This is a genomic window from Caulobacter sp. CCH9-E1 (assembly GCF_001556515.1).
Classification (GTDB): Bacteria; Pseudomonadota; Alphaproteobacteria; order Caulobacterales; family Caulobacteraceae; genus Caulobacter.
Genome location: NZ_LSJA01000098.1, coordinates 24,752 through 44,403, shown reverse-complemented (window position 1 = coordinate 44,403; position 19,652 = coordinate 24,752). Strand labels below are relative to the sequence as shown.

The 19,652-nt window shown below is 66.9% G+C and carries 14 protein-coding genes and 1 pseudogene; 9 read left to right on the top strand and 6 right to left on the bottom strand.

What is annotated here, in order from left to right; translation table 11 throughout:
• Positions 1-75: 75 nt before the first annotated feature.
• A complete protein-coding gene (locus AX690_RS06045) occupies positions 76-3,213 on the bottom strand; it encodes a TonB-dependent receptor (RefSeq protein ID WP_066685270.1) in 3,138 nt (1,045 codons plus the stop codon).
• Positions 3,214-3,485: 272 nt separating this feature from the next.
• On the opposite strand from AX690_RS06045, the gene AX690_RS06040 reads away from it, so the two are divergent.
• Positions 3,486-5,450, top strand: coding sequence for a rhamnogalacturonan lyase (locus tag AX690_RS06040; RefSeq protein ID WP_066685272.1), 1,965 nt, complete (start codon positions 3,486-3,488; stop codon positions 5,448-5,450).
• Positions 5,447-6,775: an oligogalacturonate lyase family protein gene (locus tag AX690_RS06035; RefSeq protein WP_066685274.1), complete on the top strand. Its 1,329-nt coding sequence runs from the start codon at positions 5,447-5,449 to the stop codon at positions 6,773-6,775. The genes AX690_RS06040 and AX690_RS06035 overlap by 4 nt, the downstream gene beginning before the upstream one ends.
• Before the next feature lie 108 nt (positions 6,776-6,883).
• Here AX690_RS06035 and AX690_RS24210 read toward each other — a convergent pair.
• Positions 6,884-7,336, bottom strand: a pseudogene (locus AX690_RS24210) (GDSL-type esterase/lipase family protein); the annotation flags it as partial.
• A gap of 13 nt (positions 7,337-7,349) precedes the next feature.
• Between AX690_RS24210 and AX690_RS23210 the strand changes: the two are divergent.
• Positions 7,350-7,553: a hypothetical protein gene (locus AX690_RS23210; RefSeq protein WP_197426797.1), complete on the top strand. Its 204-nt coding sequence runs from the start codon at positions 7,350-7,352 to the stop codon at positions 7,551-7,553.
• A 460-nt stretch (positions 7,554-8,013) separates the two neighbouring features.
• Here AX690_RS23210 and AX690_RS06025 read toward each other — a convergent pair whose 3' ends face one another.
• The 4 genes from AX690_RS06025 to AX690_RS06010 are packed head-to-tail and all read right to left on the bottom strand — an operon-like array spanning position 8,014 to position 11,515.
• Positions 8,014-8,784 carry a rhamnogalacturonan acetylesterase gene (locus AX690_RS06025; RefSeq protein ID WP_066685284.1) on the bottom strand — a complete coding sequence of 257 codons (771 nt, stop codon included), beginning with the start codon at positions 8,782-8,784 and terminating at the stop codon, positions 8,014-8,016.
• Positions 8,781-9,923 (bottom strand): FMN-dependent L-lactate dehydrogenase LldD, encoded by a 1,143-nt coding sequence (lldD, locus tag AX690_RS06020; RefSeq protein WP_066685288.1) that lies wholly within the window; start codon positions 9,921-9,923, stop codon positions 8,781-8,783. The genes AX690_RS06025 and lldD overlap by 4 nt, the downstream gene beginning before the upstream one ends.
• A 4-nt stretch (positions 9,924-9,927) precedes the next feature.
• Entirely contained in the window at positions 9,928-10,689 is a 762-nt protein-coding gene (locus tag AX690_RS06015) for an SDR family NAD(P)-dependent oxidoreductase (RefSeq protein WP_066685291.1), read from the bottom strand.
• A gap of 25 nt (positions 10,690-10,714) precedes the next feature.
• Positions 10,715-11,515, bottom strand: a complete 801-nt coding sequence (locus tag AX690_RS06010; protein ID WP_066685294.1) for an IclR family transcriptional regulator — start codon at positions 11,513-11,515, stop codon at positions 10,715-10,717.
• A gap of 251 nt (positions 11,516-11,766) precedes the next feature.
• Between AX690_RS06010 and rhmD the strand changes: the two genes are divergently transcribed.
• Genes rhmD through AX690_RS05980 form a run of 6 tightly spaced genes read left to right on the top strand, consistent with a single transcriptional unit; the run spans position 11,767 to position 19,637 of the window.
• Positions 11,767-12,945, top strand: a complete 1,179-nt coding sequence (rhmD, locus tag AX690_RS06005; RefSeq protein ID WP_066685296.1) for an L-rhamnonate dehydratase — start codon at positions 11,767-11,769, stop codon at positions 12,943-12,945.
• Between the two features lie 23 nt (positions 12,946-12,968).
• Complete coding sequence (locus tag AX690_RS06000) at positions 12,969-13,832, top strand: fumarylacetoacetate hydrolase family protein (RefSeq protein ID WP_066685298.1); 864 nt, start codon at positions 12,969-12,971, stop codon at positions 13,830-13,832.
• Positions 13,829-14,581, top strand: a complete 753-nt coding sequence (locus AX690_RS05995) for an SDR family NAD(P)-dependent oxidoreductase (protein WP_066685301.1) — start codon at positions 13,829-13,831, stop codon at positions 14,579-14,581. The genes AX690_RS06000 and AX690_RS05995 overlap by 4 nt, the downstream gene beginning before the upstream one ends.
• A gap of 16 nt (positions 14,582-14,597) precedes the next feature.
• On the top strand, positions 14,598-15,506 hold the full coding sequence (locus AX690_RS05990; protein WP_066685304.1) for an amidohydrolase: 909 nt from the start codon (positions 14,598-14,600) through the stop codon (positions 15,504-15,506).
• A 28-nt stretch (positions 15,507-15,534) separates the two neighbouring features.
• Entirely contained in the window at positions 15,535-15,870 is a 336-nt protein-coding gene (gene rhaM, locus AX690_RS05985) for an L-rhamnose mutarotase (protein ID WP_066685307.1), read from the top strand.
• Between the two features lie 2 nt (positions 15,871-15,872).
• Entirely contained in the window at positions 15,873-19,637 is a 3,765-nt protein-coding gene (locus AX690_RS05980) for a beta-galactosidase (RefSeq protein WP_082769528.1), read from the top strand.
• The last annotated feature ends 15 nt before the right edge of the window (positions 19,638-19,652 follow it).

The following is a 19,652-nucleotide window of genomic DNA, read 5'->3' as shown; positions in this document are numbered from 1 at the left end:
GGCCGGCTTCTTTCCGGTCGCGAAAAGCAAAACGAAGGCGCGAGGCGCCCGCCGCGCCTCGCTCCTAGTCGCGCCCTAGAACTTCAGACCCATGCCAACGAAGAATCGGCGGCCGAAATAGCCGAGCTCGGTCAGGCGGATGTCGCCAGCGGTCGAGCGCTCTTCTTCCTTGGTCAGGTTCTTGCCTTCGACGAAGAACGAGATGTTCTGGACGCCGAACAGCTGCTGCGGCTTCCAGGTGATCTTGCCGTCGAGATAGCCGGTCGGGTCACGGTAGACCGGCTGGCCCGAGTTATCGGCCGCCGAGACCAGATACTTGGACCGGTAGTTGTAGGCCAGACGGGCGTTGATCGGACCCTTGTCGTACCAGACCGTCAGGTTGGCGCTGTCGGAGGACAGGCCCGGGAACGGCAGCGGCGAGCCGTCGAGCTGCGAGTACAGGCGGACGTTCTTGGCCTTCTGGTAGGTGTAGTTCGCGTCGACGCCGAGGCCCGAAAGCAAGCCCGGCAGGAAGGTGAAAGCGGTTTTGGCCGTGATTTCCACGCCCGAGATCTTGGCGCCGTCGCCGTTGATGTAGGTGTTGTAGTTGTACAGCGTACCATCGCCGTACACGTCGCGCTTACCGATCAAGGTGCGGCTGGAGACGTAGAACGACTCGATATCCTTCTTGAACAGGCCGACCGAGACCTGGGTGTCCTGGTTCGGATAGTATTCGAACGACAGGTCGTACTGGTTGGCGCGATAGGGCTTCAGCTCCGGATTGCCGGCGTTGCAGCTCGGTTCGTCGAACTCGCCGTTCGCGTCGGGCGAGTTGTCGGTGGTGCAGGTCACCGTCGGCATCAGGAAGTCCATCCGCGGACGGGCCATCAGCTGGGCGAAGCCCGCGCGAGCGGTGAGCCGGTTCGGGATGACCCACAGTCCCGCGTTGAAGCTCGGCAGCCACACCGTGTAGCTCTTCTTCATGCTCGCGAGCGAGTTGCCGATTGTGTAGGTCGTCGAAGAGCCGCCGTTAGTAGCCGCATAGGTCTGCTGACGCGTGGAGACACCGCTGCCCGAAGTCTCGGTGTGGACCCGACGCCAACCGAAGTTGCCTTCGACGTCGTAGGCGCCCAGCGGGAACTCGTAGTTGAACTTCAGGTACTGGGCGTCGGTCTTCTCGGCGATGTAGTACGGGAACTGGCCATAGCTCTTGCCATCGCTGCCCGTGGTCCGCTCGAGATTGTTCAGGTTGAAGTGCGAAGTATCGAGGTACTGCGCTACCGAGCTGAAGTTGGGATAGTTCCAGGTCGACGGGATCGAGCCGCCCCCGAAATAGAAGTCGCTGGGCAGGCCCGTCATCGCCTGAGCGAAGACCGAATTCGAGAAGGCGCGCGACCAGGTCTCGGTCGTCGACCAGTAACCCGTCGTCGAAGCCGCCGAAGCGTTGACCGGGCTGGTCTGATCCAGCGCCTGGGACGACAGGATCGTGGCCGTCGAGTTGACGGCGTTCGAGTAGATGACGGTGTCGTCGGCGGTCGAGTATGGGTTCGAGCCGGCGTTCAGGATGAAGCCGCCGTAGCCATAGCCCTTGGTCGAGAAGTCGGTCGCACGACCGCCGAACTCGATCTTCGGGATGAACGGCAGGCGCGTGTCGTAGTCGAAGTCGAGCTTGTACTGCTCTTCCTTAGAGGCCGCGTTGGATGGACGGTATTGAATCTGCCACTGGCGGATCGCCGAGGCGTCGGACGGGCTGTAGCCGCTCGCGAAGGCGAACGACGGATTGCCGGTCGCCGGGTCCAGCGTCACCGCCATCCCGGGCGTGTCGAAGGTTACACTGACATTGTTGGTCTGAGCGACGTTGCTGGTGTCGGCCTTGGAGCCCTGGAACTCCACCTGCAGGCGGTCGCCGCGGTAGTTGGCGCCGAAGTTGTAGTAGTTGCTGCTGGTGTCGTTCGAGAAATCGCGGGCGCTGATGCCGAACCCGCCGTAGCCGCCGGCGGCCGACGTGGTCAGGCAATTGCCCAGCGTGTAGGACGTGACGTTGTGGTTGGCGTCGACCTTGACCGACGACGCCGTCGTGTCGGTGGCCGAGCAGGCTGTGGCCGAGGCGGCGTTACGCAGACGCGTGACCGACGTGAAGTCGGTGCCGTAGTTGATGTCGTTGAGACGGTTTTTGCGCTCGTTGCGATTGTAGCTGACCCAGGCGTCGATCTTGTCGGTAAAGCGGTACTGGACGGTGAACTCGGCGGAGATGCGCTCATCGTTCCGAGTCCAGACGCCATAACGCGCGGTGCGCGGGGCGTAATCGTACCATTGCGAAAGGCAAGCGGTGCGCAGGTTGGTGGTCGAAATCTGGGTGGCGTCGGGCGTGGTCAGCGTGCTGCAGCCTGCCGCCGTGGTCACGCCCTTGGCCAAGGCGTTGATCTGCGCGTTGTAGGCGGTGCTGTAGTAGTCGACCGTCTTGTTGGCCGAGTTGTCGAAGTCGGCGAACCGGCCCCACGACGTGTTGCGGACATAGTCGCCCCGCGTGTCGACCTTGTCGTAAGTGACGTTCGCCATCAGACCCAGGCGGCCATCCAGCAGGCGGGTCGCGGCGAACAGGTTCCCCCGCGGCCGCCACTTGCTGGCGGTGTCGAGGTTCTGGGCCGAGGCCGTCAGCGACAGGGTCGGCTTCTTGAAGTCCAGAGGCTTGCGGGTCTTGACCGACACCGTGCCGCCGACGCCGCCTTCGGTCATGTCGGCGGTGAAGCCCTTGAACACGTCGATGGACGCGACCAGCTCCGAGGCCAGCTCGCGGAAATCGTTGGAACGACCGCCGCCGCCGTAGACCTGCAGGTTGCCAGCCGTGGACAACGTGCTCATGCCGTTGATCTCGACCCGGTTCAGGTCGGGCTCGACGCCGCGGATCGACACCGCGCTGCCTTCGCCGAAGTCGCGCGCCAGCTGTACGCCAGTGATGCGCCCCAGAGCCTCGCCGACGTTCTTGTCGGGGAACTGGCTGATGTCCTCGGCGACGATCGAGTCGGAGATGGTGCCCGCGCGCTTCTTGCGATTCATCGCGGACTGCAGGCTGGCGCGGGTGCCAACCACGATCTCCTCGACGACTGTCGCCTCGGAGTTGCTGGCGGGCGCGGTCTGGGCCGCAGCCTGATCGGCGATGGCGATGCCGGCGCTCAGCGCCAGGATAGACGCGGTGGCGGCGGCCTTCCGGCGACGAGCCGTCGAGAACTTCATGTTGCCCCTCCCTTACATGGCCTTGTCGCCCGACTGAGGACGACCGGACGCCTGTGGCGCGGGAGCTCGCCCCATGGGACGCGCTCCACGCACAACGGCTCATTGTTAGGACAAATTCCTAAGTGCCATATATTGAGATGTCAATGCAATTTATGGGAAGACAAAACGACGATTTCATGGTGTAACCGCGACGTCCCGATCAGGCGCGCGCACGGCCTCCAGAAGCCGCCACCAGGCGGTCGCGGGATCGCGTAGGCTTGAGGGAGGCCGCCATGCACAAGCTCTTCCGAACCCGACTCGGCGCCGGCGCCTGCGCCCTGGCCTTGCTGCAGGCCAGCGCCGCCGCTCAAGCCGCGCCGCGTTGGATGGAGGCGCTGGATCGGGGCGTCGTGGCGGTTCCGGCGGTCGATGGCGGCGTGCTGGTCAGCTGGCGATTGCTGGGCGACGATCCGAGCGGCGCGGCTTTCAACGTCTATCGCGATGGCCGGAAGCTGAACGCCAAGCCGCTGACCGGGGCCACGAACTTCGTCGACAGGAGGCCCGGCGCCGGGATCTACACGGTGCGGCCGGTCAGCAAGGGCCAGGAAGGCCCCGCCAGCGCGCCCGCCAAGGTCTGGGCCGAAGGCTATCTCTCGATCCCGATCGAGCCGCCGCCGGGCGGTGTCACACCGGCCGGCGAGGCCTATGCCTATACGGCCAACGACGCCAGCGTCGGCGATCTGGACGGCGACGGTCGCTACGAGATCGTTCTGAAGTGGGACCCGACCAACTCCAAGGACAACGCCTTCGGCGGCTATGCCGGGAACGTCCATCTCGACGCCTATACGCTGGAGGGGCGGCGGCTGTGGCGCATCGATCTTGGCCGCAATATCCGGGCCGGCGCGCACTACACCCAGTTCGAGGTCTATGACTATGACGGCGACGGCAAGGCCGAGATCGCCGTGCGCACCAGCGACGGGACGATCGACGGGGCCGGCAAAGCGCTGGGCGATCCCAACGCCGACTGGCGCGAGACCGGCGGCGAGCGCCCCCAGGCCGACCGCACCGGCGCCTTCGTCCAGCCGGACGGGACCAAGGTCGCCAAGGTTCAGGGTCGGATCCTCAAGGGCCCCGAGTTCCTGACCATCTTCGAAGGCGCGACGGGCAAGGCGCTAGCCAGCGCGCCCTACTCGCCCCCGCGCGACCCGCGCACGGACGCGCCCAGCGTCGAGCAGATGACGCAGGTCTGGGGCGACGGCTACGGCAACCGCTCGGATCGTTTCCTGGCCGGCACGGCCTATCTGGACGGCCAGCGGCCCAGCATCATCATGGGACGCGGCTACTACGCGCGCTCGACCATCGCCGCCTGGGACTATCGCGACGGCAAGCTGACCCAGCGCTGGCTGTTCGACAGCGCCGCCCCTGGCAACGAGGCCTATGGCGGCCAGGGCAACCACCAGCTCAGCGTCGCCGATGTGGATGGCGACGGCCGCGACGAGATCCTCTACGGCTCCATGGCGATCGACGACAATGGCGAGGGCCTGTGGAGCGCCCGCCTGTTCCATGGCGACGCCATGCATGTGGGCGACCTCGATCCGACGCATCCGGGCCTGGAGAAGTTCGGCGTCCACGAGAGCCCGAAGGCCAATGGCGGCGTCGGCGCGGCCATGTTGGACGCGCGCACCGGCAAGGTTCTTTGGAGCACGCCGACCGATCACGACACCGGGCGGGGCCTAGCCGCCGACATCGATCCGCGCTTCTCTGGAGACGAGGCCTGGGGCTCGAATCAGGACGCGCTCTACACCGCCCAAGGCAAGGTCATCGAAGGCGTGAAGCATCCGCGCCAGAGCAACTTCGCGATCTGGTGGGACGGCGACGAGCTGCGGGAACTGCTGGACAGGAACCAGATCAGCAAGTGGGACTGGAAGACCGGCCAGTCGGTCCCGCTGCTCACCGCCGAGGGCATGACCTCGAACAACGGCACCAAGGCCACGCCGACGCTGTCGGCCGACATCCTGGGCGACTGGCGCGAAGAGTTGATCCTGCGGGCGGAAGATAACAGGTCGCTGCGGATTTACGTCACGCCCTACCCCACCGAGCGGCGGCTGGCGACACTGATGCACGATCCTCAGTACCGCGTCTCGATCGCCTGGCAGAACACCGCCTACAACCAGCCGCCGCATACGAGCTTCCATCTCGGCGAGGGCATGGAGACGCCCAAGCCAGCGGCCATCGTAACCCGCAAGGCCTCGCAATGAAGTCGTTCCTGATCGGCGGCGCGGCCGCCCTGCTGCTGGCGGGCTTGGCGCTGGCCCAAGACCTGCAGACCACTGCCAAGCCCGGCGCGCCCGAGCCGCCGGTGGAGTGGGTCGACAAGGCCACCGGCCACCGGATCGTCCGCCTGTCGCGCGAGCCCGGCAGCTCCAGCCTCTATTTCAACTACAACGCCTATACGCCCAAGGGCGACCGGCTGGTCTTCGCGACGCCGACCGGCGTCACGGCGATGGACCTGAAGACCCGCGCCCTGACCAGGATCGTCGAGGGTAAGGTCAAGCTGCTGTTCGTCGGCCGCAAGACGGGGGCGGTCTACTACGAGAAGGCGCTGACCGCCGATCCCATGGGCCCAAAGGTCGTGATGGCCGCCGATCCCTACACCAAGGTCACCCGCGAGGTCGCCAAGGTGGATCGCGGCGGCTTCCAGACGATCAATGCGGACGAAACCCTGCTGGCCGGCGTCGCCGTCCGCACGGACGTCCCGATCCCGCCGAACCTGGCCGACGCCCTCCCCAAGAACCCGGACGACGTCAAAAGCGCCGACGGAAAGGATCTGTCCTACGCCGAAGGGCGCGAGGTGCAGCTGAATGCGCGCCTGGACAGCCGCATCCCGATGGAGATCTTCACGATCAACACGGTCACCGGCGAGCGCAAGGTCGTGCATCAGGCTGCGGACTGGCTGAACCACCTGCAGTTCTCGCCGACCGATCCGGGCCTCCTGATGTTCTGCCACGAGGGGCCGTGGCACAAGGTCGATCGGCTATGGCTGGTGCGGACCGACAAGACGGGCGACGCGCCGGTCAAGATCCACACCCGCACCATGAACATGGAGATCGCTGGCCACGAGTGGTTCAGCGCCGACGGCAAGACCGTCTGGTACGATCTGCAGACCCCGCGCGGCGAGGACTTCTGGGTCGCGGGCTACGAGATCGCGACCAGCAAGCGAACTTGGCTGCACGTCCAGCGCAATGACTGGTCGGTTCACTTCAACTCGTCGCCCGACGGCAAGCTCTTCGCCGGCGACGGCGGCGACAGCGAGATGGTCGCCCACGCCTCCGACGGCAAATGGATCGTGCTGCTCAAGCCGCGCGCCATTCCGGACGTGGCGGGCATCCACGCGCCCGGCGCCGAGCACCTGATCAGCCCCGGCGTCCTGGAGTCCGAGCGCCTGGTCGACATGCGCGGCCACGACTATCGGCTGGAGCCGAACGTCAACTTCACGCCGGACGTCAAGTGGCTGGTGTTCCGCTCGAACATGCACGGCGCCAACCAGGTCTATGCGGTGGAGATCGCCAAGACGCGGCCCTGAGCCGGCCTCAACGACCGCCGAACAGCGCTTTGTCCGCCACCTCGGCCATGCGGCGTCGCCAGGATGCAGGAAGTCGCCGCTGTGCAGGCCTTCCAGCATTCGCGACGGCTTGCCGGGATCCTTCATCGCCGCGTCGAAATCGATGACGCCGTCGAACTCGCCGCTGGTCCGGATCCAGGCATTGACCGCCTGGCGCGTCGCCTCGCCGGCGGCGTGGAAGTACATCGCGCCCTCGAACGGCGGCAGCGTGCCGGCCAGGATCTTCACGCCGCGCGCGTGGGCCCGCGCGATCAGCTGGCGATAGCCGGCGATCAGATCGTCGGCGGTGACGGTCTCGCTGGCGTAGCCCGGCTGGGCGGGGCGACCGATATCGTTGATACCCTCCAGCAGGACCACGCTGGATAGACCCGGAATCGAAAGCACGTCGCGATCGAAGCGGGTCAGGGCGCTGGGGCCCGCCCCTTCTCGCAGCACCCGGCCGCCGCTGATCCCGGCGTTGACTACGGCGACATCGACGCCGCGCGCCGCGAGCCGCGCCGCCAGCTGCTCGGGCCAACCCATGTTGGCGTCGGGCGTGGATCGCGCGCCTTCGGTGATCGAGTCGCCGATGGCGACGATCACGGGCCTCTGGCTGGCGCCGCGCACCTCGACGCCGGAGATCAGGCCGGGGCCGCGCAGAGCCTGCTCGCCGGGGACCTCGCGCTTGCCGGCGTGGTTGCCGGGCGGCGAGACGAACAGGCGCATGCGGTGTCCGGCCGGCGCGGTCGGCTCGACATAGAAGGTCGAGACGGACAGGTGGTCCATGGCCTTGACCGGCAGCGCGATCGGATCGCTGAGCAGCGGCGCGCCGGGGGGCATCGAAGCCTCGGACTTTCCGCCAAAGGTGACGGGAACGGGCGTCCCCTTGAGCTTCCCGTCGGCGTCCGCCAGCGCGACGGTCATCGCGCCGACCTTCAGGCCCCGTTCGCTCAGTTCGTTGGTCAGCCGTAGGCGGACGGCGTCGCCGCCGAGGTTGAGCCTGACGACCTGGCGAACGGTGGCGTCCGTGAAGGCTCGCACCTCGTTCGGCCGGGCCACCGCCGCCGGCGGCAGCGGCGCGCTGAACCACGCCGCCGACCAGGTGGAAAGCGGCGCGGCCGCCACGGCGGGTTTTGGCTTCGGCGCCGCGAGGCTGGGTCCGGTCGTCAGGACGACCGCTATGACCGCCAAGGTCAGAACGGCGGGTGAGCGCTTCATGGTCAGTCTCCCGGACAGCTGGGGCCGCCCAGTCGCGGCTGACCGGCGACGGACGCCGGTTGAACGTGACGCGAGATCGGCAGCTTCAGGCTCGCCAGCCGCGTCGCAACCAGCGCCGCGCCGAGACGCGCCCCCGCCTCGTTGATGTGGGTGTCGTCGGCGATCCCTTCGGGATAGCGCGCGACGTGGTCATAGGGCTTGTACTGGAGATAGAGCCTTTGCGAGGCGAGCTCTCCCCTCGCCTTCAGCGCCGCCATCATGTCGCCATCGAGGTCGACCAGCGGAACCTTCAGGTCGGCGGCCACACGATGGATCGTCGCTGCGTATGGCCCGTGGGCGTCCTTGGGCTCGCCATTCTCCCACATCCAGCGGGCGATCGGGGTGACCAGCACCGGCGTCGCCTTGGCCTTGCGGACGTCGGCCACGAAGCGCCGCAGATTGACGTCGTAGGCGCCGTTCGGATCTGTATGGCGCTCCATCTTCTTGGTGTCGGCGTCGTTGTGGCCGAACTGAATCAGCACCGTGTCGCCGGGGCGGAGCTGAGCGACCAGTTGGTCCCATAGCCCCTCCTCGATGAAGGTCTTGGTCGAGCGACCGCCGCGCGCCAGGTTTACGACCTCCACATTCGGGTCCAGCGAGCACTTCAGCACCATGCCCCAGCCCATCTGCGGGTAGCGCTCGGCGCTGTAGTTGGCGGCCGTGGAGTCGCTGGCGATGACGACGCGTGGCGGCGTCGCCGCGACGGCGGCCGCGAGCGCGAGAGCGGCGATCACGACTTCAACTCCGCGAGAATGGATCGGTCGATGCTGGCGACGTCGCGCACGCCGGTCAGGGCCATGGCGACGCGCATCTCCTTCTCGATCAGGTCCAGCAGTTGGGTCACGCCCGCCTCACCGCGCGCGGCCAGGGCGTAGACGAAGGCGCGGCCCAGCAGGACTCCCTTGGCGCCCAGAGCCAGCATTCGCACGACGTCGAGCCCCGAACGCACGCCGCTGTCGGCCAGCACGGTCAGCCGGTCTCCCACCGCCTCGGCGATCGCCGGCAGCGCGCGGGCGCTGGACAGCACACCGTCCAGCTGTCGCCCGCCATGGTTGGAGACCACCACCCCGTCGGCGCCGATGTCGGCGGCGGCCTTGGCGTCCTCCGGATCGAGCACGCCCTTGATGATCAACGGCCCCTTCCAGAGGTCGCGGATCCACTCCAGGTCCTTCCACTGGATGGACGGATCAAAGTTCGCCCCCAGCCATCCCATGAAGTCCTCGAGGCCGGAGTTCTCGCCCAGCACCGGCGCGACATTGCCGAGCGTGTGGGGACGGCCCATCACGCCGACGTCCCAGGCCCAGGACGGCTTGAACATCGCCTGGACGATCCGTCTGGCGGCGGCGTTCGGGCCGCTCATGCCCGAGTGGGCGTCGCGGTAGCGGGCGCCGGGCACCGGCATGTCGACCGTGAACACCAGGGCCGTGGCGCCGGCGTCTCGCGCACGGACCAGCAGGTCGCGCATGAACGCCCGGTCGCGCAAAACATAGAGCTGGAACCAGATGGGCGCGGACGAGGCCTTGCTGACCTCGTCGACGTCGCAGACCGACACGGTGGACAAGCAGAACGGCACGCCCTTCTTAGCCGCGGCGCGGGCGGCCTGGACTTCGCCCCGGCGAGCATACATGCCCGTCAGCCCGACCGGCGCCAGGGCGACCGGAAGGGCCTGCTTGACGCCGAACAGCGTGGTCGAGGGATCGCCGGCCGAGACGTCCTTCAGCACCCGTTGGCGCAAAGCGATGTCGGCCAGGTCGGAGACGTTGCGCTGAAGCGTCCGCTCGGCATAGGCGCCGCCGTCGATATAGTCGAACAGGAAGCGCGGCAGCTTGCGTCGCGCCGCCTCGCGGAAGTCGGTCGTGGAGGAGACGATCATCGGCCTACTGCAGGTTCACGAAGGCGCCGCCGTCGACCAGCAGGGCCGCGCCGGTGACGTACTTGGCGAGATCCGAGGCCAGGAACACGATGGGCCCGGCCAGGTCGTCGGGCTCTCCCAGGCGTCCCAGCGGGATGCGGCCTTCCATGTATTCGCGCTTGGCGACGTCGGAGAGGTCTTCCTTGTTGATGGCGGTCTCGATTGTGCCCGGCAGCACCGAGTTGCAGCGGATGCCGTGCTTGCCCAGCGCGATGGCCGTCGACTGCATCAGGCTGTGCACCCCGGCCTTGGTCGGGGTGTAGTGGGTCTGCATGCCGCCGCCGACCAGCGCGCTGATCGAGCTGACGGCGATGATCGCGCCGCCGTGGCCTTGACGGACCATCTGATTGGCGGCCGCCTGGACCATGTAGTAGGCGCCGAACAGGTTGACCTTCATCGTCCGCTCCATGACCTCGGGCGGCATGTCGAGGAAGGCGTGGAACGGACAGATGCCGGCGTTATTGACGAACACGTCGACCTTGCCGAACGCTTGCACGGCGGCTTGAACGAAGGCCTGGGCGGTGTCGACCTCGGCCACGTCGCCCTTCACGGCGATCGCGCGACGGCCAAGCGCTTCGATCTCGCGCACGGCGTCGGCCGCGCCCGCTTCGTCGGAATGGTAGTTGATCGCCACGTCCGCGCCGTGCCGGGCGCAGCCGATCGCGGCGGCCTTGCCGATCCCCTGCGAGGCGCCGGTCACCAGCACCACCTTGTCCTTCAGAAGCATCGTTCCTCCACTCCGTTACCGCCGCCTAGCGCTTGCCGACGGTGGTCCTCTTGCCGTTCCAGCCGAGATCGCGACCGATGGCGTTGGCGGTGTCGCGGACGTCGTCCACAAGCGCCTTCATGCGGTCGTCGTCCATGTACTGGGCCGCGCCGGAGACGCTGATCGCCCCGACGATCTGGCCCGAGGCCCCGCGGATCGGCGCGGCGACGCAGCGGATGCGGTCCTCGTTTTCTTCCAGGTCGAAGGCGACTCCGCGCTGGGCGTAGTCGCGCATCCAGTCGATCCATTGCGCTTCGTCGGGCGCGCCTGGCGCGGGCGGGCCTTCGGAGCGATAGAGCGTACGCCAGCGGTCCTCGCGCTCATCCAGCACAAGCGCCTTGCCCAGGCCCGTCGAGCGGATCGGCTGGCGATCGCCCACGCGCGAGCTGATGTTGATCCGGCGTCGGCCGGTCAGCTTGTCGAGATAGAGCGCCCGGTCATCGTCCAGCACGCCCAGGTGCACCGTGTCCTCGGTGTCTTCCCAGAGCTTTTCGAGATGCGGCCGCGCGATACGCGGCAGGTCCATCTGCTGGCTGGCCAGATAGCCGAGCTCCAGGAGCTTGGAGCCCAGGCTATAGCCCTCGCGCGGCGCCTGCGACAGGAGCCGGCGCTCGACCAGGGCGGTGGCGAGGCGGTGCGTCGTGCTGCGGGTCAGGCCCAGCTGCTTGGCGAGCGCTGGCAACGCGATGGTTCCGGACTCGGCGACCACGTCCAGAAGATCCAAACCGCGGAACAGGGTCTGGCTGCCGCTCGGAGACTTGGGCGCCGTTTTGTCGTCCCCCGCCATCGTCCCCGTTCCCCTTGACGCTCGTTTCATTTTATAGCACTACCTCTCATATTGTGGAACGCAAGGCAAGCGGGCGCGTGGCGACTCTCATCGCCGACGAGCCAAGTGAACCGTTAGCGTGTCATAGGTTGTATTGGGGAGGTAGGCGCGGGCAAACCGCGTCCAGTCTTGCCGAAAATATTCGGCGGATGGGCTTCCTCGTCCCGGGGGTCGTCGAAACGGCCACCCAATAGGTTGGAGCCTCGTCGTTCATGGCGTTCCCGGTCATCAAGCACGTCCGCGCCTTCGTCGTCCGGGGGGGCGGCGCCGACTATCACGACCAAGGCGCGGGTCACTGGATCGATGACCACATCGCCACGCCGATGTCGCGCTATCCCGAGTACCGCCAGAGCCGCCAGAGCTTCGGCATCAACGTGCTGGGCACGCTGGTCGTCGAGATCGAGGCCGCGGACGGCACGATCGGCTTCGCGGTCACCACCGGCGGCGAACCCGCCGCCTACATCGTCGAAAAGCACCTCTCGCGCTTCCTGGAAGGCCGCGATCCCAGCGAGGTCGAGAAGATCTGGGACCAGATGTACTTCTCGACCCAATACTATGGCCGCAAGGGCTTGGTGGTGAACGCCATCTCGGGCGTCGACCTGGCGCTCTACGACCTGCTCGGCAAGCTGCGCCAAGAACCCGTCTACGCCCTGCTGGGCGGCAAGGTCCGCGACGAGCTGACCTTCTACGCCACGGGCGCGCGTCCGGACCTGGCCAAGCAGATGGGCTTCATCGGCGGCAAGATGCCCCTGCACCACGGCCCGGCCGAGGGCGAGGAAGGCCTGCGTAAGAACATCGAAGAGTTGGCCACGATGCGCGAGCGTTGCGGCGAGGACTTCTGGCTGATGTTCGACTGCTGGATGTCGCTGGATCTCAACTACGCCACCAAGCTGGCCCACAAGGCCCATGAGTATGGCCTCAAGTGGATCGAGGAGGCGCTGAGCCCCGACGACTACTGGGGCTATCGCGATCTGAAGAAGAACGCGCCTCCCGGCATGCTGGTCACCACCGGCGAGCACGAAGCCACCCGCTGGGGCTTCCGCATGCTGCTGGAGATGGAGTGCTGCGACATCATCCAGCCGGACGTGGGCTGGTGCGGCGGCGTCACCGAGCTGATCAAGATCGCCAACCTGGCCGACAGCAAGGGCGTGCTGATGATCCCGCACGGCTCGTCCGTCTACAGCTACCACTTCGTCATCACGCGCCATAACAGCCCGTTCGCCGAGTTCCTGATGATGGCTCCCAAGGCCGACGAGGTGGTGCCGATGTTCCACCCGCAACTGATCGGCGAACCCGTGCCGGTGAACGGCAAGCTCAAGCTCTCCGACGCGCCGGGCTTCGGCGTCGAACTCAATCGCGAGGTCGGTCTGCACCGGCCTTACGCCCGCTAGTCCTCCCTGAAGGCTCAAGACCTATGAAACTGCTCCGCTACGGCTCCAAGGGCTCCGAGAAGCCCGGCCTCCTCGACGCCGACGGCAAGATCCGCGACCTGTCAGGCCACGTGCCCGACATCACCGGCGCCCAGCTGTCGCCCGCCAGTCTGAACACCCTGGCGTCGATCGATCCGGCCACCCTGCCCCTCGTCGAGGGCGCGCCGCGCTACGGCTGCCCGGTCGCGGGCGTCAGCAAGTTCATCGCCGTCGGACTGAACTTCGCCGACCACGCGGCCGAGTCGAACCTGCCGATCCCCGAAGAGCCCGTGATCTTCACCAAGGCGGTCAGCTGCATCCAGGGTCCCAACGACCCGGTGATGCTGCCCAAGGGCTCGCTGAAGACCGACTGGGAAGTCGAACTGGGCGTCGTGATCGGTTCGCGCGCCCGCTACGTCTCGGAAGCCGAGGCCCTGGGCTATGTCGCTGGCTACGTCCTGATCAACGACGTCTCCGAACGCGCCTTCCAGATCGAGCGCGGCGGCACCTGGGACAAGGGCAAGGGCTGCGACACCTTCGGCCCGATCGGCCCGTGGCTCGTGACCTCGGACGAGGTCGGCGACCCGCAGAACCTCGGCATGTGGCTGGAGGTCAACGGCCAGCGCAAGCAGGACGGCTCGTCCAAGACCATGATCTTCCCGATCAGCAAGCTGGTTTCCTACATCAGCGAATTCATGACGCTGGAGCCCGGCGACCTGATCACCACCGGCACCCCGCCGGGCGTTGGCATGGGCCAGAAGCCTGAGCCCGTCTATCTGAAGGCCGGCGACGAGATGCGCCTGGGCATCGAGAAGCTGGGCGAGCAGCGCCAGCTCGTCGTCTCCTGGACCAAGGAAGGCGTCGCGTGAGCACCGTCTTCGCAAATCGTTTTGCGGGCCGTACGGCCGTCGTTACCGGCGGGGCTTCCGGCCTGGGCAAGGCGGTCGCCGCGCGCATCGTCGCCGAGGGCGGCAAGGTCTCGCTGTGGGACGTGGACGCGGAAGGCGTGAAGACCGCCGCCGCCGAGGTGGGCGCCAGCCACACCGCGGCGCTCGACGTGTCGGACGAAGTCGCCGTGCAGGCAGCCGCCCAGAGCGCCAACGCCGCCCTGGGTCGGATCGACATCTTGGTCGCCTCGGCGGGCATCACAGGCGCCACGGCCACCGTTTACGAGTACCCGACGGACAGCTGGAAGCGCGTGTTCGACATCAACGTCAACGGCGTCTTCTACAGCTGCAAGGCCGTCGTGCCGTTCATGCTGACGAACGGCTATGGCCGGATCGTCAATGTCGCCTCGGTGGCCGGCAAGGAAGGCAATCCCAACGCCGGCGCCTATTCGGCCTCCAAGGCGGCGGTGATCGGCCTGACCAAGTCGCTGGGCAAGGAACTGGCCACCAAGGGCGTGATCGCCAACAGCCTGACGCCAGCCACTTTCGAGAGCCCGATCCTCGACCAGCTTCCGCCGAGCCAGGTCGAGTACATGAAGGGCAAGATCCCGATGGGCCGCCTGGGCGAAGTCCACGAGAGCGCCGCCATGGTCTGCTTCATGGCGTCGGAAGAGTGCAGCTTCACCACCGCCGCGACCTTCGACACCTCCGGCGGCCGGACCACGTTTTAAAGGAAGAGTTGGAGCCATGGCGTACACGGGCCCCATCGTCGATCCCCACATGCATCTGTGGGACCTCGATCGGCACTACTACGCCTGGCTTCAGGACACGCCGCTGCCGAACAATCCGGCCGGCGACATGACGCCGATCGCCTACAAGTCTTATGGGCTCGACGACTATCTGGCCGACGCCAAGGGCTGGAACGTCGTCGAGGTCGTGCATGTCGAATGCGGCCTGCCGCCCAAGGACCAGTTGTCGGAAACCGACTGGCTGCAATCCATCGCCGACCAGCGTGGCGTGATCGGCGGCATCGTGGCCGGGGCGAACCTCGACGACCCTGGCGTCGAGGCGATGCTGGCCGCGCACGCGGCGCGGCGGAACGTCCGGGGTGTCCGCCAGATCGTCAACTGGCACCAGGACCCGGCCAAGACCTACGGCCCGACGGACAAGCTGCTCGACGCCCAGTGGCGGAAAGGTTTCGCGCTGCTGGCCAAGTACGGCCTGTCGTTCGACCTGCAGCTCTATCCGTCGCAGATGAAGGTCGCGGCCGAGTTGGCCGACGCCCACCCGGACATTCCGCTGATCGTCAATCACACAGGCATGCCGACGGACCGCGACGAAGCTGGTCTCGCCGCCTGGCGCGACGGCTTGGCCGCGCTGGCCGAACGTCCGCATGTCAGCTGCAAGATCTCCGGCTTGGCGATGATCGATCGCGCCTGGACCGTCGAGAGCCTCAAGCCCTTCGTGCTCCAGGTGATCGAGACCTTCGGGGTCGAGCGCAGCCTGTTCGCCAGCAACTTCCCGGTCGAGAAGGTGCACGGGAGCTTCGGCGCCTTCTACGCGGCTTATGACGCGATCACGACGGGCTTCAGCGACGAGGAGCGAGAGGCGCTGTTCGCCGCCAACGCCCGGCGGATCTACCGGCTGCCGAACTGACAAGAACAAGACCGAACGGGAGGACGACATGAGCACGACCACGGAAAGCCGCCCCCTCGCCTTCCGCATGCAACTGAAGCCGGGCGTCGCCGCCGAGTACGAGCGTCGCCATGACGAGCTCTGGCCCGATCTCGCTCAGGCGCTGCGCGACGCGGGCATCCACGATTACTCGATCTTCCTGGACGAGGAGACCATGAGCCTCTTCGCCGTGCTGCGCCTGCGCCCCGACCACAGGAAGGACTCCCTGCCCCTGCAGCCGGTGATGAAGCGCTGGTGGGACTACATGGCCGACCTTATGGCGGTCCATCCCGACAACCGGCCCGTCGAATGGGCGCTCAAGCCCGTTTTCTACTTCGAGGGCTGACCATGCGTTCGCCCCTCCTGCTCGGCCTGACGGCCGCCCTCCTGACTACCAGCGCGCTCGCCGAGCCCGTTCGCTACACGATGACGGCGTTCACCAACGCCAGCCAGTCGAACATGAGCGTCTACGACTCGGCCGACGGCGCGCGGTTCACCCTAAAGAAGCCGCTGGCCTACACGCCGCCCAAGGGCCTGATCCGCGATCCCAGCGTGATGAAGCACACCGACGGCTGGTACTACGTCGCCTACACCACCGGCTGGTCGGGCGACACCATCGGTCTGGCGCGCAGCAAGGACCTTTCGGACTGGACCTTCCTGCGCGACGTCAAGGTCGAGGTTCCCGGCGCGACCAACAGCTGGGCGCCGGAATGGTTCGTCGACGAGGACGGCTCGGTGAACCTGATCCTCTCGGTCTCGACCACCGGGCAGCAAGGCCAGTTCCAGCCCTATCGCCTGACCGCCACCGATCCCTCCCTGGCCAACTGGAGCGCGCCGAAGCCGCTGGCGGGTCTGGGCCCGAACTTCATTGATGCGTTCGTGGTGCGCGAGGGCAGCCTCTACCAGGCCTTCGCCAAGAACGAGACGAGCAAGTTCATCGAGCTTTGGAGCGCGCCGTCGCTGGACGGACCGTGGCAACCCAAGGGGACCGGCGACTGGGCCGGCTGGGGTCGCTTCCTGGAAGGCCCGGCCATAGCCCGCACGCCCGACGGCGGTTGGCGCATCTATTTCGACGAGTACATGTCCAAGCGCTACTGGTACTCCGACAGCAAGGACGGCTTCCGCACCTGGACGCCGAAAACCGAGCTGCCCGAGCTGTCCGGGACGGTGCGCCACTTCACCGTGCTGAAGGAAGGCGGCGATCAGGCCGCCGCGACCAAGCCGGCGCAGGTCCACAAGATCACCTGGGACAAGTATTCGCTGATGGTCGATGGCCAGCGGATATTCTCGTGGGGCGGCGAGTTCCACCCCTTCCGCGTGCCGAGTCCCGAACTGTGGCGCGACATCCTCCAGAAGATGAAGGCCAGCGGCTACAACACGGTCGCGATCTATTTCGACTGGGGCTACCACTCGCCCAAGCAGGGGGTCTACGACTTCTCGAGCATCCGGGACATGGATCGCGTGCTGACCATGGCCAAGGAAGAAGGCCTCTACGTCATCACGCGGGCGGGTCCCTATGTGAACGCCGAGCTGACGCGCGGCGGCTTCCCCGGATGGCTGGTCAACCAGCAGGCTCGCGCCCGCACCGACGCGCCGGAATACATCACCGCCTCTGACGAGTGGCTCACCCAGATCAACGCCGTCATCGCCCGCCACCAGCTGACGACCGGCCAGGGCACGGTCATCGCTCACCAGATCGAGAACGAGCTCGATGTCGTCGGCGCGCCGCAGCAGCGCTACATGCAGTGGCTGTTTGATAAAGCGAAGGCGGAGGGGATCACCGTCCCGATCTTCCACAACGACAAGGGTCGCAACGGCTACTGGGTCCCCAAGGGTTCCAACGTTCCGGGGACGGTGGAAGGGCCGAACGACCTCTACGCTTTCGACGGCTATCCGGGCGGGAGCTGCAAGGTCGACTCCACGCCCTCCAGCCCCGGCGTCGCGCCGGACTGGGGAATCTATGGGACCGGCGGCGCCAAGGGCGGAGCTTCGGCCAGCCCGAACACGCCTGGGTTCCTGGCCGAGTTCGGCGGCGGCTGGTTCGACTACTGGGGCAGCAACGGCGACTACGACTGCACGGCCCTTCACCGCGGGGTCGGTTATCAGCGGGTGTTCTACGGTACGAACATCGCCAATGGCCTGACGCTGCAAAGCTTCTACATGACCTACGGCGGGACCAGCTGGGGCTGGCTGCCGGCGCCGGTCGTGTTCACCTCCTACGACTATGGCTCGGCCATCGACGAGGCCCGGGGCCTGCGCGACAAGGCGCGGGTGATGAAGCAGATGGGCGAGTTCATCGCCTCTGTCCCCGACCTTACCCGCATGGACAAGGGCGAGGCGGTCGTTCCGTCGAACGACAAGGTCCGCATCTATCACAACGTCAACGCCGAGACGGGCAGCCACCTCTATGTGGTGGTCCACAACCCCAGCAGCGCCACGGGCGACGAGGCCTTCACCTTCAAGGTGAAGGCCCGCGACGGCGAGTATGTGGTCCCTTCGCGGATCAAGGGCCAGGACAGCAAGATGCTGATGGCCAGCTACGACCTGGGCGGCCAGCGGCTGGTCTATTCGACCTCAGAGATCCAGACGCACCTGAAGTGGAACGACGGCGATCTGGCCCTGCTCTACGGCCGCGCCGGCGAGGCGGGCGAGACGGTGCTGCGCTACGCCAGCGCGCCGAAGGTCGAGGTGATCGAAGGCGAGGTGACGTCTAGCTTCGACCCGGCGAAGGGCGACCTGAAGCTGACCTATGCGCACAAGGGCCTCGCACGAGTGCGGATCACGGGCGGCGGTCGTCCCGCCCTGACCCTGCTGCTGGCCGACGCCGAGACCGGCCAAACCTTCTGGCGGCGCGAGAACGCTCTGCTCCGAGGTCCGGGCCTGGTGCGCAGCGACACAAGCAAGGGCGGCGTCCTCAGCCTGACCGGCGACACCGAGACCGACAGCCCGCTGGAAGTCTTCGCGCCCAAGGCCGTGACCTCGATCCGCTGGAACGGCGCCAAGGTCCTTGTGAAGACCACCGCGTCGGGCAGCCTGCTGGCTGACAAGCCGCTAGCGGGGCCGGCGGCGATCACCCTGCCCGACCTCGCCAAACTGGACTGGAAGACCTCCCCCGGCTCGCCGGAAGCCGATCCGAAGTTCGACGACAGCGGCTGGATGAAGACCGAAGGCCGCCGCAGCGCCTCGACCGTGCGGGGCCCCACCGGCCAGCCCGCGCTCGACATGAGCACCTACGGCTTCCACAACGGCGACGTCTGGTACCGGGGTCGCTATCAGGGCCGCGCCGACATCGACACCCTGACCTTGCACTACGGCGCCGGCGGCGCGGGGATGCTGCAGGTCTGGCTGGACGGCAAGTTCCTGGGCCAGCACGAACTGGACGGCGGCCTGCCCCGCCCGATCACCACGGGTGTCGCGACCTTCCAGATCCCCGCCGAGCTGCGCGGGACGGGCGAGCACCTGCTGTCGGTCATGGTCCGCAACAACGGCCATAACTGGGACCTCGACGCCGACGACTTCCATAAGGAGGCGCGCGGCCTGGTGTCGGCCTCTCTGTCGGGTCCCGGGACCTACAGCTTCGCCGTGCCGATCGCCTGGAAGATCCAGGGCAACAAGGGCGGCGAGGATATCGCCGATCCGGTGCGCGGCTCGCTCAACAACGGCGGCCAGTACGGCGAGCGCGAGGGCTGGCACCTGCCGGGCTTCCCGGATACGGCCTGGGCCAAGGCCGACATGGCCGGGACCAAGCCCTACGCCGGCACGACCTGGTATCGGACGAGCTTCGACCTCGCCCTGCCCAAGGATCACGACGTGAGCCTGGGCCTGACGATCGGCGATCCGGACAAGCCCCGCTCGCCAAACAAGCGCTATCGCGTGCTGATCTTCGTCAACGGCTGGAACATGGGGCAGTTCATCGCCCATGTCGGCCCGCAGCGGACCTTCGTGCTGCCCAATGGGATCATCGATCCGCGCGGCAAGAACACCCTCGCCCTGGCGGTCACCAGCGACGGCGCTCCTGGCGACGCGCTGGAGACCGTCAAGCTCGTCAACCTGCGGACCGTGCGCGGCGGCGTTCCCGTCGCCCGTGTCCCGGCGCCCGATTTCAAACCCTAAAGACCGGCGCTCCCC

Excerpts from the sequence above, each read along its gene's own strand:
- AX690_RS06045 (WP_066685270.1), bottom strand. The coding sequence starts at position 3,213 with ATGAAGTTCTCGACGGCTCGTCGCCGGAAGGCCGCCGCCACCGCGTCT.
- AX690_RS06040 (WP_066685272.1), top strand. The coding sequence starts at position 3,486 with ATGCACAAGCTCTTCCGAACCCGACTCGGCGCCGGCGCCTGCGCCCTG.
- AX690_RS06035 (WP_066685274.1), top strand. The coding sequence starts at position 5,447 with ATGAAGTCGTTCCTGATCGGCGGCGCGGCCGCCCTGCTGCTGGCGGGC.
- lldD (WP_066685288.1), bottom strand. The coding sequence starts at position 9,923 with ATGATCGTCTCCTCCACGACCGACTTCCGCGAGGCGGCGCGACGCAAG.
- AX690_RS06015 (WP_066685291.1), bottom strand. The coding sequence starts at position 10,689 with ATGCTTCTGAAGGACAAGGTGGTGCTGGTGACCGGCGCCTCGCAGGGG.
- AX690_RS06010 (WP_066685294.1), bottom strand. The coding sequence starts at position 11,515 with ATGGCGGGGGACGACAAAACGGCGCCCAAGTCTCCGAGCGGCAGCCAG.
- rhmD (WP_066685296.1), top strand. The coding sequence starts at position 11,767 with ATGGCGTTCCCGGTCATCAAGCACGTCCGCGCCTTCGTCGTCCGGGGG.
- AX690_RS06000 (WP_066685298.1), top strand. The coding sequence starts at position 12,969 with ATGAAACTGCTCCGCTACGGCTCCAAGGGCTCCGAGAAGCCCGGCCTC.
- AX690_RS05990 (WP_066685304.1), top strand. The coding sequence starts at position 14,598 with ATGGCGTACACGGGCCCCATCGTCGATCCCCACATGCATCTGTGGGAC.
- rhaM (WP_066685307.1), top strand. The coding sequence starts at position 15,535 with ATGAGCACGACCACGGAAAGCCGCCCCCTCGCCTTCCGCATGCAACTG.
- AX690_RS05980 (WP_082769528.1), top strand. The coding sequence starts at position 15,873 with ATGCGTTCGCCCCTCCTGCTCGGCCTGACGGCCGCCCTCCTGACTACC.